We start from the raw sequence: 16878 nt of genomic DNA, 5'->3' as shown, positions 1-16878 counted from the left end.
TTGGAAGACAGAGTGTATCACGCCTATACAATCTGCAACCAAAATCAATTAAAACATTGATATTATTAAAATTTATTCCATAAAACAGTTATCCAGCCCTGCATGTAAACTGCTATCAGCAGCATGAATAACCATTTGTAGTAATATCCATTATTTTGAATTTTAATTTCAAACATTTTATTTATAACTGCGTTACAAAAAACGCAACGCATGTAAATAAAAATAAATTGCATATGCAAATGAAAATATTATTTAAATAACACCATCAGGAAAATAGTACCACTTATTAAAAAAAGCAGGCAGAAAAAACCAACAGTTATTTATTAAATAATTTTTATAATAGGAACGTTTGTGTGGGTTATATTTATCTAACTTTTCTATGGTTACTACATCAGGCACATTTCCCTAATAATAATGAGCTTTTATTTGGTCGAGAATATACCACTCTAACTTCAAGTTGCCGCTTACAAATCAATGTGATTGTTTATATCTCCCCCGCTACGCAGGGAGATATAAGACGCATCTTGAAAAGAGATTGGTATATATACAAACTTTAAACGTACAAAAATAAAAAATAGCCCAAAAGGCCCGTTTATTGTGACTGTTGTCACACTAATATAAATAATTTGTATTCAAAAAAAGCGCTAAATCACTCAAAATTATCGACTTTGCGAAATTATATCTATATGTTAGCGATACCTCACAGTCATATAAGGTTGTTTTCAGCTAATATTAGCTTCGATATAGAAAATAAATAGCTAAAATTTTTCGTTTAACGCCATCATTGCTTGATGGTGGTGATTCGCTCATACAAAAGTCATGTGGAGACAAAAAATATGTTAAGTATTTTCAAGCCGGCGCCTCATAAGGCTCGGTTGCCTGCGCAGGAAATAGATCCACTCTATCGTCGCTTGCGCTGGCAAATTTTTATGGGGATCTTCTTCGGATATGCAGCTTACTATCTGGTAAGAAAAAACTTTGCTCTCGCCATACCTTCCTTGATCGAACAAGGCTTTTCTAAGGGGGATCTTGGTTTTGCATTATCAGGAATTTCAATTGCATACGGCTTCTCAAAATTCATCATGGGCTCCGTTTCCGACCGCTCAAATCCACGTGTTTTCTTACCTGCGGGTTTGATACTGGCGGCGGCAGTGATGCTGATTATGGGCTTTGTGCCATGGGCGACTTCCAGCATTGCTATCATGTTTTCTCTGCTGTTCCTCTGCGGCTGGTTCCAGGGTATGGGTTGGCCTCCTTGCGGGCGTACCATGGTTCACTGGTGGTCACAGAAAGAACGTGGCGGAATTGTTTCTGTCTGGAACTGTGCACATAACGTTGGCGGCGGCGTGCCACCATTACTGTTCATGTTGGGAATGGCCTGGTTCAATGACTGGAAAGCCGCGTTCTACATGCCAGCCTTTGCAGCTATCATCGTGGCACTCATTGTTTTCGCTTTAATGCGCGATACTCCACAATCCTGTGGTTTACCCCCTATTGAAGAGTATAAAAACGATTATCCACCTGACTATACGGAAAAAAACGAAAAAGAACTGACTGCAAAAGAAATTTTCATGCAGTACGTTTTGCCGAATAAATTACTGTGGATGATCGCAGTTGCCAACGTATTCGTATACTTACTGCGCTACGGTATTCTTGACTGGTCACCAACTTACTTGAAGGAAGTGAAAGACTTTACCATGGATAAGTCTTCCTGGGCTTACTTCCTGTATGAGTATGCGGGTATTCCGGGTACGCTGCTGTGTGGTTGGATGTCGGACAAAGTATTTAAAGGCAACCGTGGTGCCACGGGCGTATTCTTCATGATCCTTGTTACCATCGCCACTATCGTATTCTGGCTGAACCCAGAGGGTAATCCTGATATCGATATGATCTGTATGCTGGTTATCGGCTTCCTGATTTACGGTCCGGTGATGCTAATCGGCCTACATGCCCTGGAATTAGCACCGAAAAAAGCAGCAGGCACAGCCGCGGGCTTTACCGGTTTGTTTGGCTACCTGGGCGGTTCAGTTGCGGCCAGTATCATCGTCGGCTATACCGTTGACTACTTCGGTTGGGACGGTGGCTTTATGGTCATGATCGGCGGTTGTATCCTCTCGGTTATTCTGCTGCTGTTTGTTATGTTGAGTGAAAATAAGCATAAGCAGGAAATTGCCCGTCAAGGTCAGTGATGTCATTGCAATACGCTGATTAATAACCACATCAATCGCAGTACAACTCTCTTGTACTGCGATCTCATGGGTTATCATGTTATACAGCGTTAAATATATTGCTTATTTTTACTTATGGATATCTTCTTTATATCCATACTGTATTAACAGTTTTTTGATTTAACACTTTCAAGATGTTCTATTGTAATCGTAACTCTATATTTTACATGTGCTATTTTCATATTATATATACCAATCTAACTTCAATATGCGTGTGATTTCATATAGTATTGTCAATGGCAATTTGAAGTTTAATGAGTATAAGGCAATGCTTTTCCATTAGATCTTTCATTGGTAATAAAAAAGCCATCTTATATTATGATTTTGTTAATTTAATAACAGCCAGAATGAAACGGGATATAAACAGAGCTTAGAGAAAATTTTTATGTCATAAAACTGTGACATACTGCTGATAAAATTAATATTCAGGATTGTCTTATGTCATTATTTTCTATAAAAACCGACTCGAATGAACACCCTATTTTTCTGGCGGCTGACAAAAAGTCGGTAAAACGGCCAGTAATCTAATTTTTTGTTTAAGACTTTTATTAGAATAAATGGAGAACCTCAATGCAGACACCTATTAAGGCTATTATGGCGGGTATTTTGTTAGCATCATCTATGTCAGGTATTGCACATGCAGCAGATAAGATTGTTATCGCCCATCGTGGCGCTAGCGGTTATTTACCCGAACACACATTACCCGCTAAAGCAATGGCCTATGCACAAGGCGCAGATTATCTTGAGCAAGATCTGGTTATGACCAAAGATGACCAGCTCATTGTACTGCACGATCACTATCTTGATCGCGTAACGGATGTCGCAGAACGTTTCCCAAACCGCGCCCGTGCTGACGGTCGCTATTATGCGATCGACTTTACCCTGCCAGAAATTAAGTCACTGAAATTTACGGAAGGTTTTGATATCAAGGATGGCAAAAAAGTCCAAAGCTATCCCGGACGTTTCCCGATGGGTAAGTCAGATTTCCACATTCATACCTTTCAGGAAGAACTGGAGTTTATTCAGGGCCTGAATAAATCCACGGGTAAAGATATTGGCATCTACCCTGAAATCAAGGCGCCGTGGTTCCATCGTCAGGAAGGCAAAGATATCACCCGCAAGGTGCTGGAAGTTCTGAAACAGTATGGTTACACCAAAAAAAGCGATAAAGTTTATCTGCAATGTTTTGATGCCAATGAACTTAAACGCATCAAGAATGAACTAGAGCCGAAATTGGGGATGGATCTGAAACTGATTCAGCTTATCGCTTACACTGACTGGAACGAAACCTACGAACAAAAGTCAGATGGTACATGGCAGAATTATAGCTATGACTGGATGTTTAAACCTGGCGCGATGAAAGAAGTCGCAAAATATGCTGATGGAATTGGTCCTGATTACCATATGCTTATCGCCAGTGACTCTACGCCAAACCACATTAAATTAACTGGCATGGTAAAAGAGGCTCACGCCAGCCATCTGGCGGTACACCCGTATACCATCCGTATCGATCAATTGCCAAAATATGCCACCAGCGGCAACCAATTGTTTGATATCGTTTTCGACAAGGCTAATGTCGATGGGGCATTCACAGATTTCCCTGATTTGGCAGTGAAGTTCCTGAGAAAACACCACGAACATAAATAATCAGTGCAAATAATGTAGAAAAACCGAGGAGCAGTCTCAGACAGCCCCTCGGCTAATGACGTAAATGATTTTGCTACGAGATCCCCACAGGAAAAGCAATAACCTCACTAATCCGTTCAGCACCCAGTGCCAGCATAATCAAACGATCAACCCCTAATGCTACACCTGCACATTCAGGCATTCCGTGAGCAAGGGCAGCAAGCAGGTATTCATCAATTGGCTGAATCGGTAAGCCCATCTCTTCACGCTTACGGTTATCCTGTTCAAAACGAAGACGTTGTTCATTGCTATCGGTCAGTTCGCGAAAACCATTCGCCAACTCCATACCTTTAAAATAGACTTCAAAACGCTCCGCAACACGGTGATCTTCCTTGCTGATTTCTGCCAATGCCGCTTGAGAGGCTGGGAAGTGATAAATAAACGTCGGTTTTTCAATGCCGATCTGAGTTTCTACCCCCATGACAAAAAGTAACTGCAATAAGGTATCCCGATCTTCTTCCTGATCAGCGATATTGCTGAGATCGAGTTTCGCCGCAACTTCACGCAATTTTTCTTTGCTTGCAGTAAGGGGATCAATATCCAGATATCGCATAAAAGCCTGTTGGTAAGACAGCGATTCAGCACTTTCACAATCCAAGATCTGCTGCAACAGATCATCCACTTCGTTCATTAAGCGATACATATCGTAGTGTGGACGATACCACTCCAGCATGGTGAACTCTGGATTATGATGACGACCCGCTTCCTCATTGCGGAAACTTCTCCCCATCTGATAAATGGAACCACTGCCAGCTGCCAGCAGACGCTTCATGTGATATTCAGGGCTAGTCATCAGGTACAGAGTCAAGCCATCTGCCGCTCCCGGTCCAACGAACTGTGTCTGGAAAGGAACCAGATGAACGTCGGTGACAGTCGCCTGACTCATGGCAGGTGTTTCAACTTCCAACACCCCACGATCTGCGAAAAAGCGCCGTATTTCTGCTAAAATCTCTGCCCTTTTCAATAAATTGGCGATAGGGGCACTTGGCTGCCAATTCGCGTTTTCGTTCATATTTCTATGACTCCAAAATAAAGCAAAACGCGCAGTTTACCTTCATCAAGCTTACCAGACAATTCATTGTCCTCAATTTCTTTATATCTTTATTCTTTATTCCCAATGAATTTCAATTTGCAGCTTACAAATCAATGTGATTGTTTATATCTCCCCGCTACGCAGGGAGATATAAGGCACATCTTGAAAGACAATTGGTATATACACTTAATTTTTTAATTTGCAGAGCGATTAACTCTATTTGTTATTCATTTATTTATAAATAAGAAAACTTAATTAAAATTATTTTTACTCTATTAATATCTATACACATGCAACTTCAAGTTACAATCCGCAAGACGAGGCGAGACCTTATATTTCCCCGCTTCGCGGGGAGACATCACACGCATTTTGAAGTTATATTGGTATAGGCCGTTAATAAAAAAGACAGTAATGATATAAATTTATAATAACAATCTCTTGTTATTCAAATTAATTTCATGATTTACTGTTATATAACCATCTCACTTCAAGAAACAATGAGTTATGTTGTCTTATAATGAGCAATTTGAAAGGTAATGTGTATATAACCCATCTCGGTATAATGATGAATTGATTAACCACAACATTTAGATCAGTAAAAACATGCGCTAGATCACGTTTTACTGGCAAAATCCAGCAAAACCCGCATCCATATCAAAATTACCTCCGACACTCTTCGCTATAATTAAACCATAAAAAAAATAGTAGATTGACTCTCACTTGAACAATGGAGAAGAGCAGTGCAAACCTTCAATGTCGACCTCGCGATTATCGGAGCCGGTGGTGCAGGGCTACGAGCTGCCATCGCTGCTGCTGAAGCCAATCCTCAACTCAAAATCGCCTTGCTCTCAAAAGTGTATTCTATGCGTAGCCATACTGTGGCCGCAGAAGGCGGATCCGCCGCTGTCACTCAGGCACACGATTCCTATGATTTTCACTTCAATGACACGGTATCCGGTGGTGACTGGCTATGCGAACAAGATGTAGTTGAGTATTTCGTCAAGCATTGCCCGACAGAAATGATCCAACTAGAGCAGTGGGGCTGCCCGTGGAGCCGCAAGGATGATGGCTCTGTGAACGTGCGTCGTTTCGGAGGCATGAAAATTGAGCGCACATGGTTCGCCGCCGATAAAACCGGTTTCCATATGCTCCATACACTGTTTCAGACTTCGCTCAAGTATCCACAAATCCAGCGCTTTGATGAACATTTTGTCCTCGATATTTTGGTGGATGAAGGGCAGGCACGCGGATTAGTTGCGCTGAATATGATGGAAGGGACGAAAGTTCAGCTCCGCGCTAATGCAGTCATTATGGCAACTGGCGGGGCCGGACGTGTATACCGTTATAACACGAATGGCGGCATTGTCACGGGTGATGGTATGGGAATCGCATTCCGTCACGGTATCCCATTACGCGATATGGAATTTGTGCAATATCACCCAACCGGCCTGCCTGGTTCCGGTATTTTGATGACCGAAGGCTGCCGTGGTGAAGGCGGGATTCTGGTGAACAAGGAAGGTTATCGTTATCTACAGGATTATGGCTTGGGGCCAGAAACGCCTCTTGGACATCCTGAAAACAAATATATGGAATTAGGCCCGCGTGACAAAGTGTCGCAGGCGTTCTGGCATGAATGGCGGGCAGGCCGCACTATCGCAACGCCACGTGGCGATGTAGTACATCTGGATCTGCGTCATTTAGGAGAGAAAAAGCTGCTCGAACGCCTGCCTTTTATCTGTGAACTGGCAAAAGCCTATGTCGGCGTTGATCCGGTCAAAGAGCCAATCCCTGTTCGTCCAACGGCACATTACACTATGGGCGGAATCGAAACGAATCAACAGTGTGAAACTCGCATCAAGGGATTATTCGCTATCGGTGAATGCTCTTCTGTTGGTTTGCATGGTGCAAACCGCCTCGGCTCTAACTCGCTGGCTGAATTAGTTGTCTTTGGCCGCCTGGCCGGTGAAGAGGCAGTCAAACATATCCAGGAAGTGAAACCCGCCAATAATAGCGTATTGGATGCTCAATCTCGTGATGTTGAAGATAAACTCAATCAATTGCTGAACCAGAAAGGTGGTGAAAACTGGGCGAAAATCCGCGATGAACTGGGAACCTCCATGGAAGAAGGCTGCGGAATTTATCGTACACCAGAATTAATGCAGAAAACCATTGATAAAATTGCCGAACTGAAAGAGCGTTTCAAACATATCGGAATTAGCGACCGTTCTAGTGTATTCAATACCGATCTACTTTACACCATTGAATTAGGATTTGGTTTGGACGTTGCTGAATGTATGGCGCATTCTGCCATGAATCGTAAAGAGTCCCGCGGCGCCCACCAGCGTCTTGATGAAGGCTGTACCGAACGTGATGATACGAATTTCCTGAAACATACACTGGCGTTCTATAACCCAGAGGGTGCCCCACGTCTGGAATACAGTGATGTGAAGATCACCAAATCTCAACCGGCGAAACGTGTCTATGGGGGGGAGGCGGCTGCACAAGAGAAAAAACAGAAGGAGCAAGCGAATGGCTGAGATGAACAATTTGAAAATGGAAGTCATGCGCTACAACCCGGAAATTGACAGTGAACCCCATTTCGTCACTTATGAAGTACCTTATGATGAACAAACTTCACTACTGGATGCATTGGGTTATATAAAGGATAATCTGGCGCCTGACCTCTCCTACCGCTGGTCCTGCCGCATGGCAATCTGTGGTTCCTGCGGCATGATGGTAAACCGTGTACCAAAACTGGCCTGTAAAACATTCCTGCGCGATTATGCTCAAGGAATGAAAGTCGAAGCACTAGGTAATTTCCCCATTGAGCGGGATCTGGTTGTGGATATGACTCACTTTATTGAGAGCCTGGAAGCTATCAAGCCTTATATCATTGGCAATGGTCGCAAACCTGCCGATGGCCCAAATGTGCAAACACCTGCCCAGATGGCAAAATATCATCAATTTTCTGGTTGTATCAATTGCGGCCTGTGCTATGCCGCCTGTCCTCAATTTGGCCTGAATCCTGAATTCATTGGGCCTGCCGCAGTCACGCTGGCACATCGCTATAATCTTGATAGCCGCGATCACGGCAAGAAAGAACGTATGCCGCAAATCAACAGCGATAATGGCGTCTGGTCTTGCACTTTTGTCGGTTACTGCTCTGAAGTGTGCCCGAAACATGTTGATCCAGCCGGTGCGATCCAACAGAGCAAAGCAGAAAGCGCCAAAGATTTTCTTATCTCCATGCTGAAACCACAATAAGGGAGGAGAGAGTAATGACGACAAAACGTAAGCCTTATGTGCGTGGTATGGAAGCTAACTGGTGGCGTAAACTCGGTTTTTATCGCTTTTATATGTTACGTGAAGGAACGTCCATCCCCACCGTTTGGTTCAGTGTCCTGGTACTTTACGGCTTGTTTGCCCTGAAAGGTGGCCCTGAAAGCTGGGCAGGATTTGTCTCTTTTCTGCAAAATCCACTGGTACTGCTGATTAATATCATCACCCTGCTGGCTACTTTGCTGCATACCAAAACCTGGTTTGAGCTGGCGCCCAAGGCGCTCAATATTATCGTTAAGAATGAGAAAATGCCGCCAGAGCCGATTGTCAAGCTGCTATGGACAATCACGATTATTGCTACTGTCGTGATCCTCGGCGTAGCCCTGTTTTTTTAACCCCAAGGAGGAGCTGATGAATCAAGTACCTAAACGTTCCGATGAACCGATTTTCTGGGGGCTATTTGGTGCCGGCGGTATGTGGAGCGCTATTATTGGACCAGCAATCATTCTGCTACTGGGTATTTTGCTGCCACTGGGATTGGCGCCAGAAGCGCTTTCTTATGAACGTATCCTGACCTTTTGCCAAAGTTTTATTGGCCGCATCTTTTTACTGTTGATGATTAGCTTGCCTTTATGGTGCGGTTTGCACCGCCTGCATCATGGTATGCATGATCTGCAAATCCCTATTCCCGCCAGTAAGTGGGTGTTTTATGGCGCCGCCGCAATTTTGACTGTTATTGCTTTAATCGGGATTTTTACGCTGTAATTGAGAATCAGGAAAAAGTCTGCGGATCAACCGCAGACTTGTTACAAAAGGTATTTGAAACCTTTAAGATATGTTGATTAGAACTTATAAGAAATTGTCGCTTTATATGTGCGGCCTTTCTCTTCTTGTCCTGGTGTTGTACCCAAGTAGTAAGAATGTTCTCTGTAGCGCTTATCGAACATATTATCGATACCAAACAGGAGTTCAGTATTTTTAAATGCTCCTGTTTTTGGCGCCCAAGAGACATACATATTACTTACGCCATATCCTTGTTTATGTACATCAACAATAATGGCTTCTTTCTTATCATTTGTGTCTTTACCTTTTGAGTTCTTTGACAGAACAAAGCGGGTATTCCAGCCGAATTCAATGTCAGTGGTATCAAATAAGTAACTACCGCCTACGGTAATAGAGTCACCCACTGATGGCCCAAACTCTAATCCTCTGGTAAAAGCCTTATCAAACAGCCCATTACCTTCAATAATCTTATTATTGACTTTGGCATAAGTGGCTTTTAAAGATAAATTATCCAGTTTATAGCTCGTCGCTAATTCAAACCCTTGCAGTCTGGCTTTCGGGATATTATGCAGCTCATTTTTGGCTAAAGTTGTAGACAGGTTTTTAAAGTTTGTTTGGAATACTTTACCTAATACAACCAGCGAGTCATTGTCAGTAAAAATACCAGGATAAGTACCTGCTACACCTGTTTCCAAGTTATAACCCGTTGTTGCTTTCAGGTTATTACTATGGTTGCTTATGCCCCTACCTAGCTCTTTACCTAATGGCCCTCTAAATAATTCGGTATAGTTGGCAAATAATGTTGTGGACGCCCCAAACTCGTATTTTAATCCGAGTGCTTTTGAGAAGTGAGCATAAGTTCGGTCAAAAGATTCATGATTATTAATGGTATGATATTTGTAGTGATCCCATCTAACACCCGGTATGATGTGGAAATCAGCTAATTGAATATCATCCTCTAAATAAACAGCTGATGCATTTCCTCTTTCTGTTTCTTTTTTGTATGCATTCTCTTTTACATCCGTATATCCCATTCTGGTATCAAAATATTCATATCCATAAGTTAAAGCATGAGCTAACTTTTGGGTATCAAAACTAGAAATATTACGAACTTTAATACCTTGAGTTTTAACAAAACTATCGAATCCTTTCCCATTTCCACTTACAGACTTCATATGGGTAGAGGTCTGTTCTGTATGATAAGCGGTTAGTTTTAAATCAATCAGATCGTTATCAACTGGTGCATATCCATAAATGATACTGTGGGTATCACGATCAATAGCGTACTTCGCTTTATTTCCGTTATTTACTTTAGGGCTGACATCATTACCAAAATTTAACCTATGATTGGTTACCGCATCATTTTTATAATGTTCTTTTGATACATTAATATACTGTTCATCTGTCAGATTAAATTTCGCTTTTAATAAGTAATTTAATAACCTTCCATCTGTCGGAATTGGATCTCGCCCACTATTATCTCTGCCAGATTTAGAATCGTGCATATTGCGATGGGTAAAGTAACCTAATAAATCAGCAGCACCCAATCGACCATAGGTTGCTAAAGATTGTTGGAATTCAGAACCATTGCTTGAGTAGTTTAGTTTTCCTTTAGCGCCAAAAAGTTGTCCCGGCTCTAACAGATCACCGGCATCAACAGTCTCAAATTTTAATGCGCCACCAAGAGCACCGATATCGTGGGTAATACTGTTACTACCGACCTTGATATCAACTTGCTTCAACATTTCAGGATCGATGCCATAATTTCCTGCATGGTGGAAGTGATACCCTTCTTGCCTTGCGCCATCAATCGTCACGTTGATGAATTGATCATCCATGCCACGGATTTTAAAACGTTGTCCTAAAGCGCTGGGGTGACCAGCTTGTACGCCCGGTACATTCTTTAAAATCTCACCGACACTTTGTGCTTGTTTAACTCTGATTTCATTACGGCTAACTTTTCTATCTTCTGGGGCATCTTGGCCATTGTTATCCGCAATAACAACCAATGTATCGCTAGTATTAGTCGATTTCTTAGTCGTATTTTCAGCATTTGCAAATGCGTTGGTAGAGATAGCGACTGTCAGCATAGATGCGGACATCAAAGGAACACACAGGCCACTTTTCGCCAGGCTAGCGTAAATTTTGGTAATTTTAGACATTTATTTTCAAGCAAAAATACTATTGAGAAGCATTATTATTTACATTTCTAAGAGAAATGTAAATAACTTTAAAGACGAACATAGGGTATATTAATTACTCACTTATGTTAGCCAAAACACTTCCTGCATCCTGATAATCCCCTGCCTGAGAACAGAATGTGATTTTTCCTGAACGATGAGCATTGATTTGTATTTCCATTTTCATCGCTTCCATCACTGCAATTACATCGCCTTCACTAACTTTCTCACCTTCTTTAACCATCCAAGAATGCAAGATACCGGAAATAGGCGCTTTTACCTGACAAGGATCTTCCAGCAATTTTTCCTTTATCACAGACGACGAAAGCGGCTGTTCGCCCACAGGGGCTAAATGTGCCAATAAATCCAATGGCAATCCCAATTCATGCCTGCGGCCATCAATCTCAATAAAAGTACGGGTAATATTTTTATCTGCAAGTGGAAACTGACGTAATGAAGCCTCTAGTTCATTTACGAAATCTGTTTCAATCCAGCGGGTATGGACATTGAATTTATCACCAGAAACAAAATCAAGATGCTCCATTACTGCTTGGTGGAAAGGTAAAACAGAGGCTACCCCACGGATCTTAAACTCATTCAATGCCCGACGTGCCCGAACAATGGCCTGTTCTCTACTTGCTCCTGTGACAATTAATTTTGCCATTAGTGAATCAAAAGTTGCCGGAATTGTAGAACCATTAATCACTCCAGAGTCCAGACGAATACCAGGGCCAGCCGGCGGAATAAATTCGGTGATTGTGCCTGATGTTGGCAAGAAACCTTTAGCCGCATCTTCCGCATTAATACGAAATTCAAACGAATGCCCTCTTGGGATCGGTGTTTCTTGAATACTTAATGGATAACCTTCCGCTACCCGCAACTGCTCGATAACCAGATCAATACCTGTTGTTTCTTCTGTTACTGGGTGCTCTACTTGTAAGCGAGTATTTACTTCCAAAAAAGAAAGTGTGCCATCTGCGCTCAGTAAAAATTCTACTGTACCCGCTCCCACATAGTTGGCTTCCTCACAAATGGCTTTTGCCGACTGATGAATACGTTCTCGTTGTTCCTGAGTTAAAAATGGCGCGGGCGCTTCTTCCACTAACTTTTGATTACGGCGTTGTAAAGAGCAGTCACGGGTGCCAAGTACCACAACATTACCCTGCTTATCCGCAATAACCTGTGCTTCGATATGGCGTGGTTTATCCAAAAATTGCTCAATAAAGCATTCACCACGGCCAAAAGCCGCTGTCGCCTCACGTACCGCTGAGTGATAAAGTTCTGCCACTTCATCCATGCGCCAGGCAACTTTCAAGCCTCGTCCACCACCACCAAAAGCCGCTTTGATGGCAATCGGCAAGCCATGTTGCTCCGCAAAAGCGACAACCTCCTGTACATTTTTGACTGGCTCGGATGTCCCAACAACCAGCGGTGCTCCCACTTTTTGGGCTATCTTACGCGCCTTAACTTTGTCTCCCAGCTCATCAATCGTTTCAGGGTTAGGGCCAATCCAAGTTAAGCCAGCTTCAATCACTGCCTGAGCAAATTCCGCTCGCTCAGACAGAAAACCATAACCTGGATGCACCAGGGTTGCACCAGCTCTCTTCGCTATTTCCAGCAAACGAGGAATATTGAGGTAAGTGTCTGTAGGGCTATTTCCTCCTAAAGAATAAGCCTCATCAGCCAGTTGAACGTGTTGTGCGTTGATATCGGCATCCGCATAGACAGCAACTGTCTGCACTCCATAATCGCGGCAAGCTCGAATGATCCGAACAGCAATTTCACCACGGTTGGCAATCAGCACTTTCTTATTCATTTTGTTATTTAAAGGATTCACAGTGGTGTTCATGGCAAATCATTACTCCCTTGAATTTCATGGAATTGGCTGATGGGGTTGAACCGAATTTTGGCATTGATGGGGATCTGGCCAGCAAGATCGAGGTGATAATCAACAACTGAAGCGATAACTGGATATCCTCCGGTCAATGGATGATCAGCCAAAAATAGTACCGGTTGCCCACTGGCTGGAATTTGTATCGCCCCTATGCATGTTCCTTCGCTGGGTAGTTCTTGTGACTTAATTCGCGATAGTGAGCATTCACCATTTAGCCTCAAACCAATCCGATTGGATTGAGGTGTTACCTGCCAAATCTGCTTGCTCAATAAGTCAATGGACTCTTGCGTAAACCAATCTGTACGAGGACCAAATAGGATATCCAATACGACGATTTTATCTCTATTTGGCATGTCAAAAGCCGGAGCCTCAGAGATGGATATCGCTGCACAGCGAGATGTTTCTCCGACAACTAATTTATCATTCATTTTTAATGGAGACGGCCCAATATTGGACAACGTATCAAATGAACGACTGGATAAGATGGCTGGAACCGTAAAGCCTCCGCGTACCGATAAATAAGAACGCATACCAGCGACAGGAACACCCAACGAAATTTCGTCACCATCGTTTAAATCAATGGGTTGGTAAGTATTTACATGGAATATTTCACCCGATGGCGTTTTGATCTCTATTGGACATGAAGCTCCCGTAATTGCAACCAACATCTGTCCATATGCGATTGCTTTAAACCCGCCCGAAACGATTTCCAGACAAGCCTGGTCAGAGGAATTGCCAACAATACGGTTTGCGCTGCGCAAGGCGCTTTTATCCATTGCACCCGATGCTGAGATCCCTGATTTTGCCTGTCCAACCCGCCCCAGATCTTGCAATAAGGTTGGTAATCCCACCGACAAAATTTCCAAATGGCAGGAATCCCCTGGATTAAGAACTATGTTATGGTCCGATGTTTCAGGCAGGCTAATTTCTGTCTCACCAGTTTCAGGTAAACTAATTGTTGCAGGGTGACGCCCAACATCTCGAAAGTTAACACGATAACCCGGTTGCAATAAGGCCGGAGATGGGCGGGAAAGATCCCACATACGTTCAGTCGTAATACCGATAAGCTGCCATCCTCCGGGGCTTGTCTGCGGATAAATGCTGCTGAATTCCCCTGCCAATGCAACAGCACCTGCCGGAATGCGCGTTCTGGGGTTTTTGCGGCGAGGTATATTCCATTGTGAGGTTTTCGATACCATATAGGCAAACCCAGGGGCAAAGCCTGTGAAGGCAACGGTATATTCATTTTCGGTATGTTGCTGGATAACCTCTTGAACAGTACATCCTAATATTTCCGCAACCAGTGCGAGATCATCACCATTGTAATGCACAGGAATTTCTATGCTTTTTCCCGTCCTATGACTACGCTCGTGCAAATCCCGGCTACTGATTGCGGCCGCCAATTGTTGGATTGATATTTTTGTCGGTCGAAAACGAACCATCAGCGTTCTCGCTGCAGGAATAATTTCTTCAATCCCCAAAATAGGTGCCATGTTCAGTGAATCAAGCAAAGCCAATGTTTCTGCCAATCCACTCAATTCAACCATGATGGTATTGCTATTAACAGGTAAAAAACGCAAGGCGATCTCCCCCAAATGATTAACCATATTAATGCGATCCATTCTTATGAATGAATAAATGGCTGAATAGTCATTCCTGCTTGCTGCAAAACTGTCTTAACCTGTTTTGCCATCGCTACCGCGCCAGGAGTATCACCATGCACGCAAATTGAATCCGCCTGAATAGGGGTAAATTTGCCATCAATTGACTCAACTCCCCCTTCTGTCACCAATTGCAACATACGTTGAGCAACGAGATCCGCATCATGCAAAACAGATCCTGTTTCACGACGGGAGACTAATTCTCCTTGTGAGGTATAAGCACGATCAGCAAACGCTTCTGCTATGGTTCTCACACCTCTTTCCTGAGCTAATTTGAGAATGTTTGATCCCGCCAGACCAACCAGCACAAGGTTAGGATCTATCGCCAGAATTCCTTCAATAACAGCAATTGCCTGATATTCGTCATTTGCGATCGTGTTATAAAGCGCGCCATGCGGTTTGACATAACTCACTTTAGTGCCTGCCGCCGCCGCTAATCCTTGCAAAGCACCAATCTGGTAAATAACATCAGCCGTAAGTTCATGACTGGCTATAGCCATTTTCCGTCGGCCAAAGCCAACCAAATCGGGATAAGAAACATGAGCACCTATCGTTACATTGTTTTTCTGCGCAGATTTCAATGTTTGCAAAATTCCAACCGGATCACCCGCATGAAAACCACAAGCAACGTTAGCACTACTAACGATACCCAGTATTTCTTCATCATGTCCCATGCGCCATTGACCAAAACTTTCGCCAAGATCACTATTTAAATCGATCGTTTTTATCATGATGATTTCCCTCAGCTGATTTCAAAAAACTCAAAGATTGAGCCGACAGACATGGCGCTCATGCACTATGTCAAAACATAACTTATTGTTTTTTTAACAATACCTACATCTTTGTGAAATTAAAGAAGCGGATTGTTTGATTAAAGTGAATATATTGTTGAACAATAAATAAGATCTGATGAGGAAATAAGCAAACAAATTTGTATTATCGATCTTCAAAATCCAATAGAGATCACTTTATTAACATTTTTCGTTGGATTTATCGTCAAGACGTACAAATTAGGTGCAATAGACACAATAATATTGCTCTATATTGGCTCTATAGTTGTAACTTGCTGGTTATCGGGGAATATGTGAAGATTCACTTTCGTATATGCTTTGAAGGTGCTTGTTATCAGCCATTAAATCTAACGGATAACTATGAAAAAAAACCATTCTCCCCAAATTTTGAGCAAAAGAATCGCTGAAACCATCAGAAATAAACTGGTTGTTGGGGAGTTATTACCTGGACAACGACTATCGGAAGCTGCGTTGAGTGAACAGCTTGAAATTTCACGGAATACATTACGTGAAGTGTTCCGCCTTCTCACGCAAGAAGGGCTGCTGAAACATGAACCTAATCGTGGCGTGTTTGTTGCAACGCCCGATATCGCATCTATTATTGATATCTATCGAGTACGGCAGTTAATTGAATGTCAGGCGCTTGCTCAGGCTTATCCAATGCATCCCAGTGTCGCCAAAATGAAACAAGCTGTTGAAGCCGCCCAACAATGTCGCGAGCAACAAGATTGGATTGGTGCCGGAACTGAAAATATGCACTTTCATGCCGCAATCGTAGAATTAACTGATAGTGATAGGTTGATCGCTTTCTATCACAATATTTCCGCAGAACTGCGTCTGGCTTTTGGTATTTTGAATGATCCTGAGCTTTTGTATGCACCTTATATCGATAAAAATGCACATATTCTGGAATTACTCAATTCAGGGAAAAATGATCAAGCAGCCAAAGCAATGAAAGATTATCTGGAATTATCAGAAAGGGCGATATTGGCCGCTTATACACGTAAAAATAACCAAATATGCCAAGAAAATTAAACGCAAAAAAGCCATCCGGTGACGGATGGCTTTTCTGACTAATTAATGTCTGGCAGTGCCCTACTCTCACATGGGGAGACCCCACACTACCATCGGCGCTACGGCGTTTCACTGCTGAGTTCGGCATGGGATCAGGTGGGACCACCGCGCTATTGCCGCCAGACAAATCCTGTTTTCAATCCCGAACAAGCTGTTTTTCTGCTCTGAAACCCGTCTCTCTTTCCACTCCCGAAAACCCCTTCGGTGTTGTCAGGTTAAGCCGCACGGTTCATTAGTACCGGTTAGCTCAACGTCTCGCAACGCTTACA

12 protein-coding genes and 1 rRNA gene are annotated in these 16878 nt (G+C 42.9%); 7 read left to right on the top strand and 6 right to left on the bottom strand.

The window, feature by feature from the left end; genetic code table 11:
• Positions 1-836: 836 nt before the first annotated feature.
• Positions 837-2189, top strand: coding sequence for a glycerol-3-phosphate transporter (gene glpT / locus IQ211_RS13560; protein ID WP_189759580.1), 1353 nt, complete (start codon positions 837-839; stop codon positions 2187-2189).
• Between the two features lie 609 nt (positions 2190-2798).
• Positions 2799-3875, top strand: a complete 1077-nt coding sequence (glpQ, locus tag IQ211_RS13555) for a glycerophosphodiester phosphodiesterase (RefSeq protein WP_189759581.1) — start codon at positions 2799-2801, stop codon at positions 3873-3875.
• A 73-nt stretch (positions 3876-3948) separates the two neighbouring features.
• Here glpQ and epmA read toward each other — a convergent pair whose 3' ends face one another.
• On the bottom strand, positions 3949-4926 hold the full coding sequence (gene epmA / locus IQ211_RS13550) for an elongation factor P--(R)-beta-lysine ligase (protein ID WP_189759582.1): 978 nt from the start codon (positions 4924-4926) through the stop codon (positions 3949-3951).
• Positions 4927-5687: 761 nt separating this feature from the next.
• On the opposite strand from epmA, the gene frdA reads away from it, so the two are divergent.
• Genes frdA through frdD form a run of 4 tightly spaced genes read left to right on the top strand, consistent with a single transcriptional unit; the run spans position 5688 to position 8991 of the window.
• Complete coding sequence (gene frdA, locus IQ211_RS13545; RefSeq protein WP_189759583.1) at positions 5688-7484, top strand: fumarate reductase (quinol) flavoprotein subunit; 1797 nt, start codon at positions 5688-5690, stop codon at positions 7482-7484.
• Positions 7477-8211, top strand: coding sequence for a succinate dehydrogenase/fumarate reductase iron-sulfur subunit (locus tag IQ211_RS13540; RefSeq protein ID WP_189759584.1), 735 nt, complete (start codon positions 7477-7479; stop codon positions 8209-8211). Before frdA ends, IQ211_RS13540 begins: the two co-directional genes overlap by 8 nt.
• Positions 8212-8225: 14 nt before the next feature.
• Positions 8226-8621 carry a fumarate reductase subunit FrdC gene (gene frdC, locus IQ211_RS13535; RefSeq protein WP_189759585.1) on the top strand — a complete coding sequence of 132 codons (396 nt, stop codon included), beginning with the start codon at positions 8226-8228 and terminating at the stop codon, positions 8619-8621.
• 13 nt (positions 8622-8634) lie between these two features.
• Positions 8635-8991 (top strand): fumarate reductase subunit FrdD, encoded by a 357-nt coding sequence (gene frdD, locus IQ211_RS13530; protein ID WP_189759591.1) that lies wholly within the window; start codon positions 8635-8637, stop codon positions 8989-8991.
• Between the two features lie 77 nt (positions 8992-9068).
• Here the strand turns inward: frdD and IQ211_RS13525 are convergent, their stop codons facing one another.
• The 4 genes from IQ211_RS13525 to IQ211_RS13510 all read right to left on the bottom strand — a co-directional run bounded on the left by IQ211_RS13525 (position 9069) and on the right by IQ211_RS13510 (position 15475).
• Positions 9069-11171 carry a TonB-dependent receptor domain-containing protein gene (locus IQ211_RS13525; protein ID WP_189759586.1) on the bottom strand — a complete coding sequence of 701 codons (2103 nt, stop codon included), beginning with the start codon at positions 11169-11171 and terminating at the stop codon, positions 9069-9071.
• 94 nt (positions 11172-11265) lie between these two features.
• Positions 11266-13038: an acetyl/propionyl/methylcrotonyl-CoA carboxylase subunit alpha gene (locus IQ211_RS13520; protein ID WP_189759587.1), complete on the bottom strand. Its 1773-nt coding sequence runs from the start codon at positions 13036-13038 to the stop codon at positions 11266-11268.
• Entirely contained in the window at positions 13035-14663 is a 1629-nt protein-coding gene (locus tag IQ211_RS13515; protein ID WP_189759592.1) for a 5-oxoprolinase subunit B/C family protein, read from the bottom strand. The genes IQ211_RS13520 and IQ211_RS13515 overlap by 4 nt, the downstream gene beginning before the upstream one ends.
• Before the next feature lie 44 nt (positions 14664-14707).
• Positions 14708-15475 carry a LamB/YcsF family protein gene (locus tag IQ211_RS13510; protein WP_189759588.1) on the bottom strand — a complete coding sequence of 256 codons (768 nt, stop codon included), beginning with the start codon at positions 15473-15475 and terminating at the stop codon, positions 14708-14710.
• Between the two features lie 420 nt (positions 15476-15895).
• Between IQ211_RS13510 and IQ211_RS13505 the strand changes: the two genes are divergently transcribed.
• Positions 15896-16570, top strand: a complete 675-nt coding sequence (locus tag IQ211_RS13505) for a GntR family transcriptional regulator (RefSeq protein WP_189759589.1) — start codon at positions 15896-15898, stop codon at positions 16568-16570.
• Between the two features lie 47 nt (positions 16571-16617).
• On the opposite strand, the gene rrf is transcribed toward IQ211_RS13505, so the two are convergent.
• Positions 16618-16733 (bottom strand): 5S ribosomal RNA (gene rrf / locus IQ211_RS13500).
• Between the last annotated feature and the right edge of the window lie 145 nt (positions 16734-16878).

This window comes from Xenorhabdus griffiniae (assembly GCF_015163655.1).
Taxonomy (GTDB): domain Bacteria; phylum Pseudomonadota; class Gammaproteobacteria; order Enterobacterales; family Enterobacteriaceae; genus Xenorhabdus; species Xenorhabdus griffiniae.
This window is presented reverse-complemented; position numbering and strand designations above follow the sequence as displayed.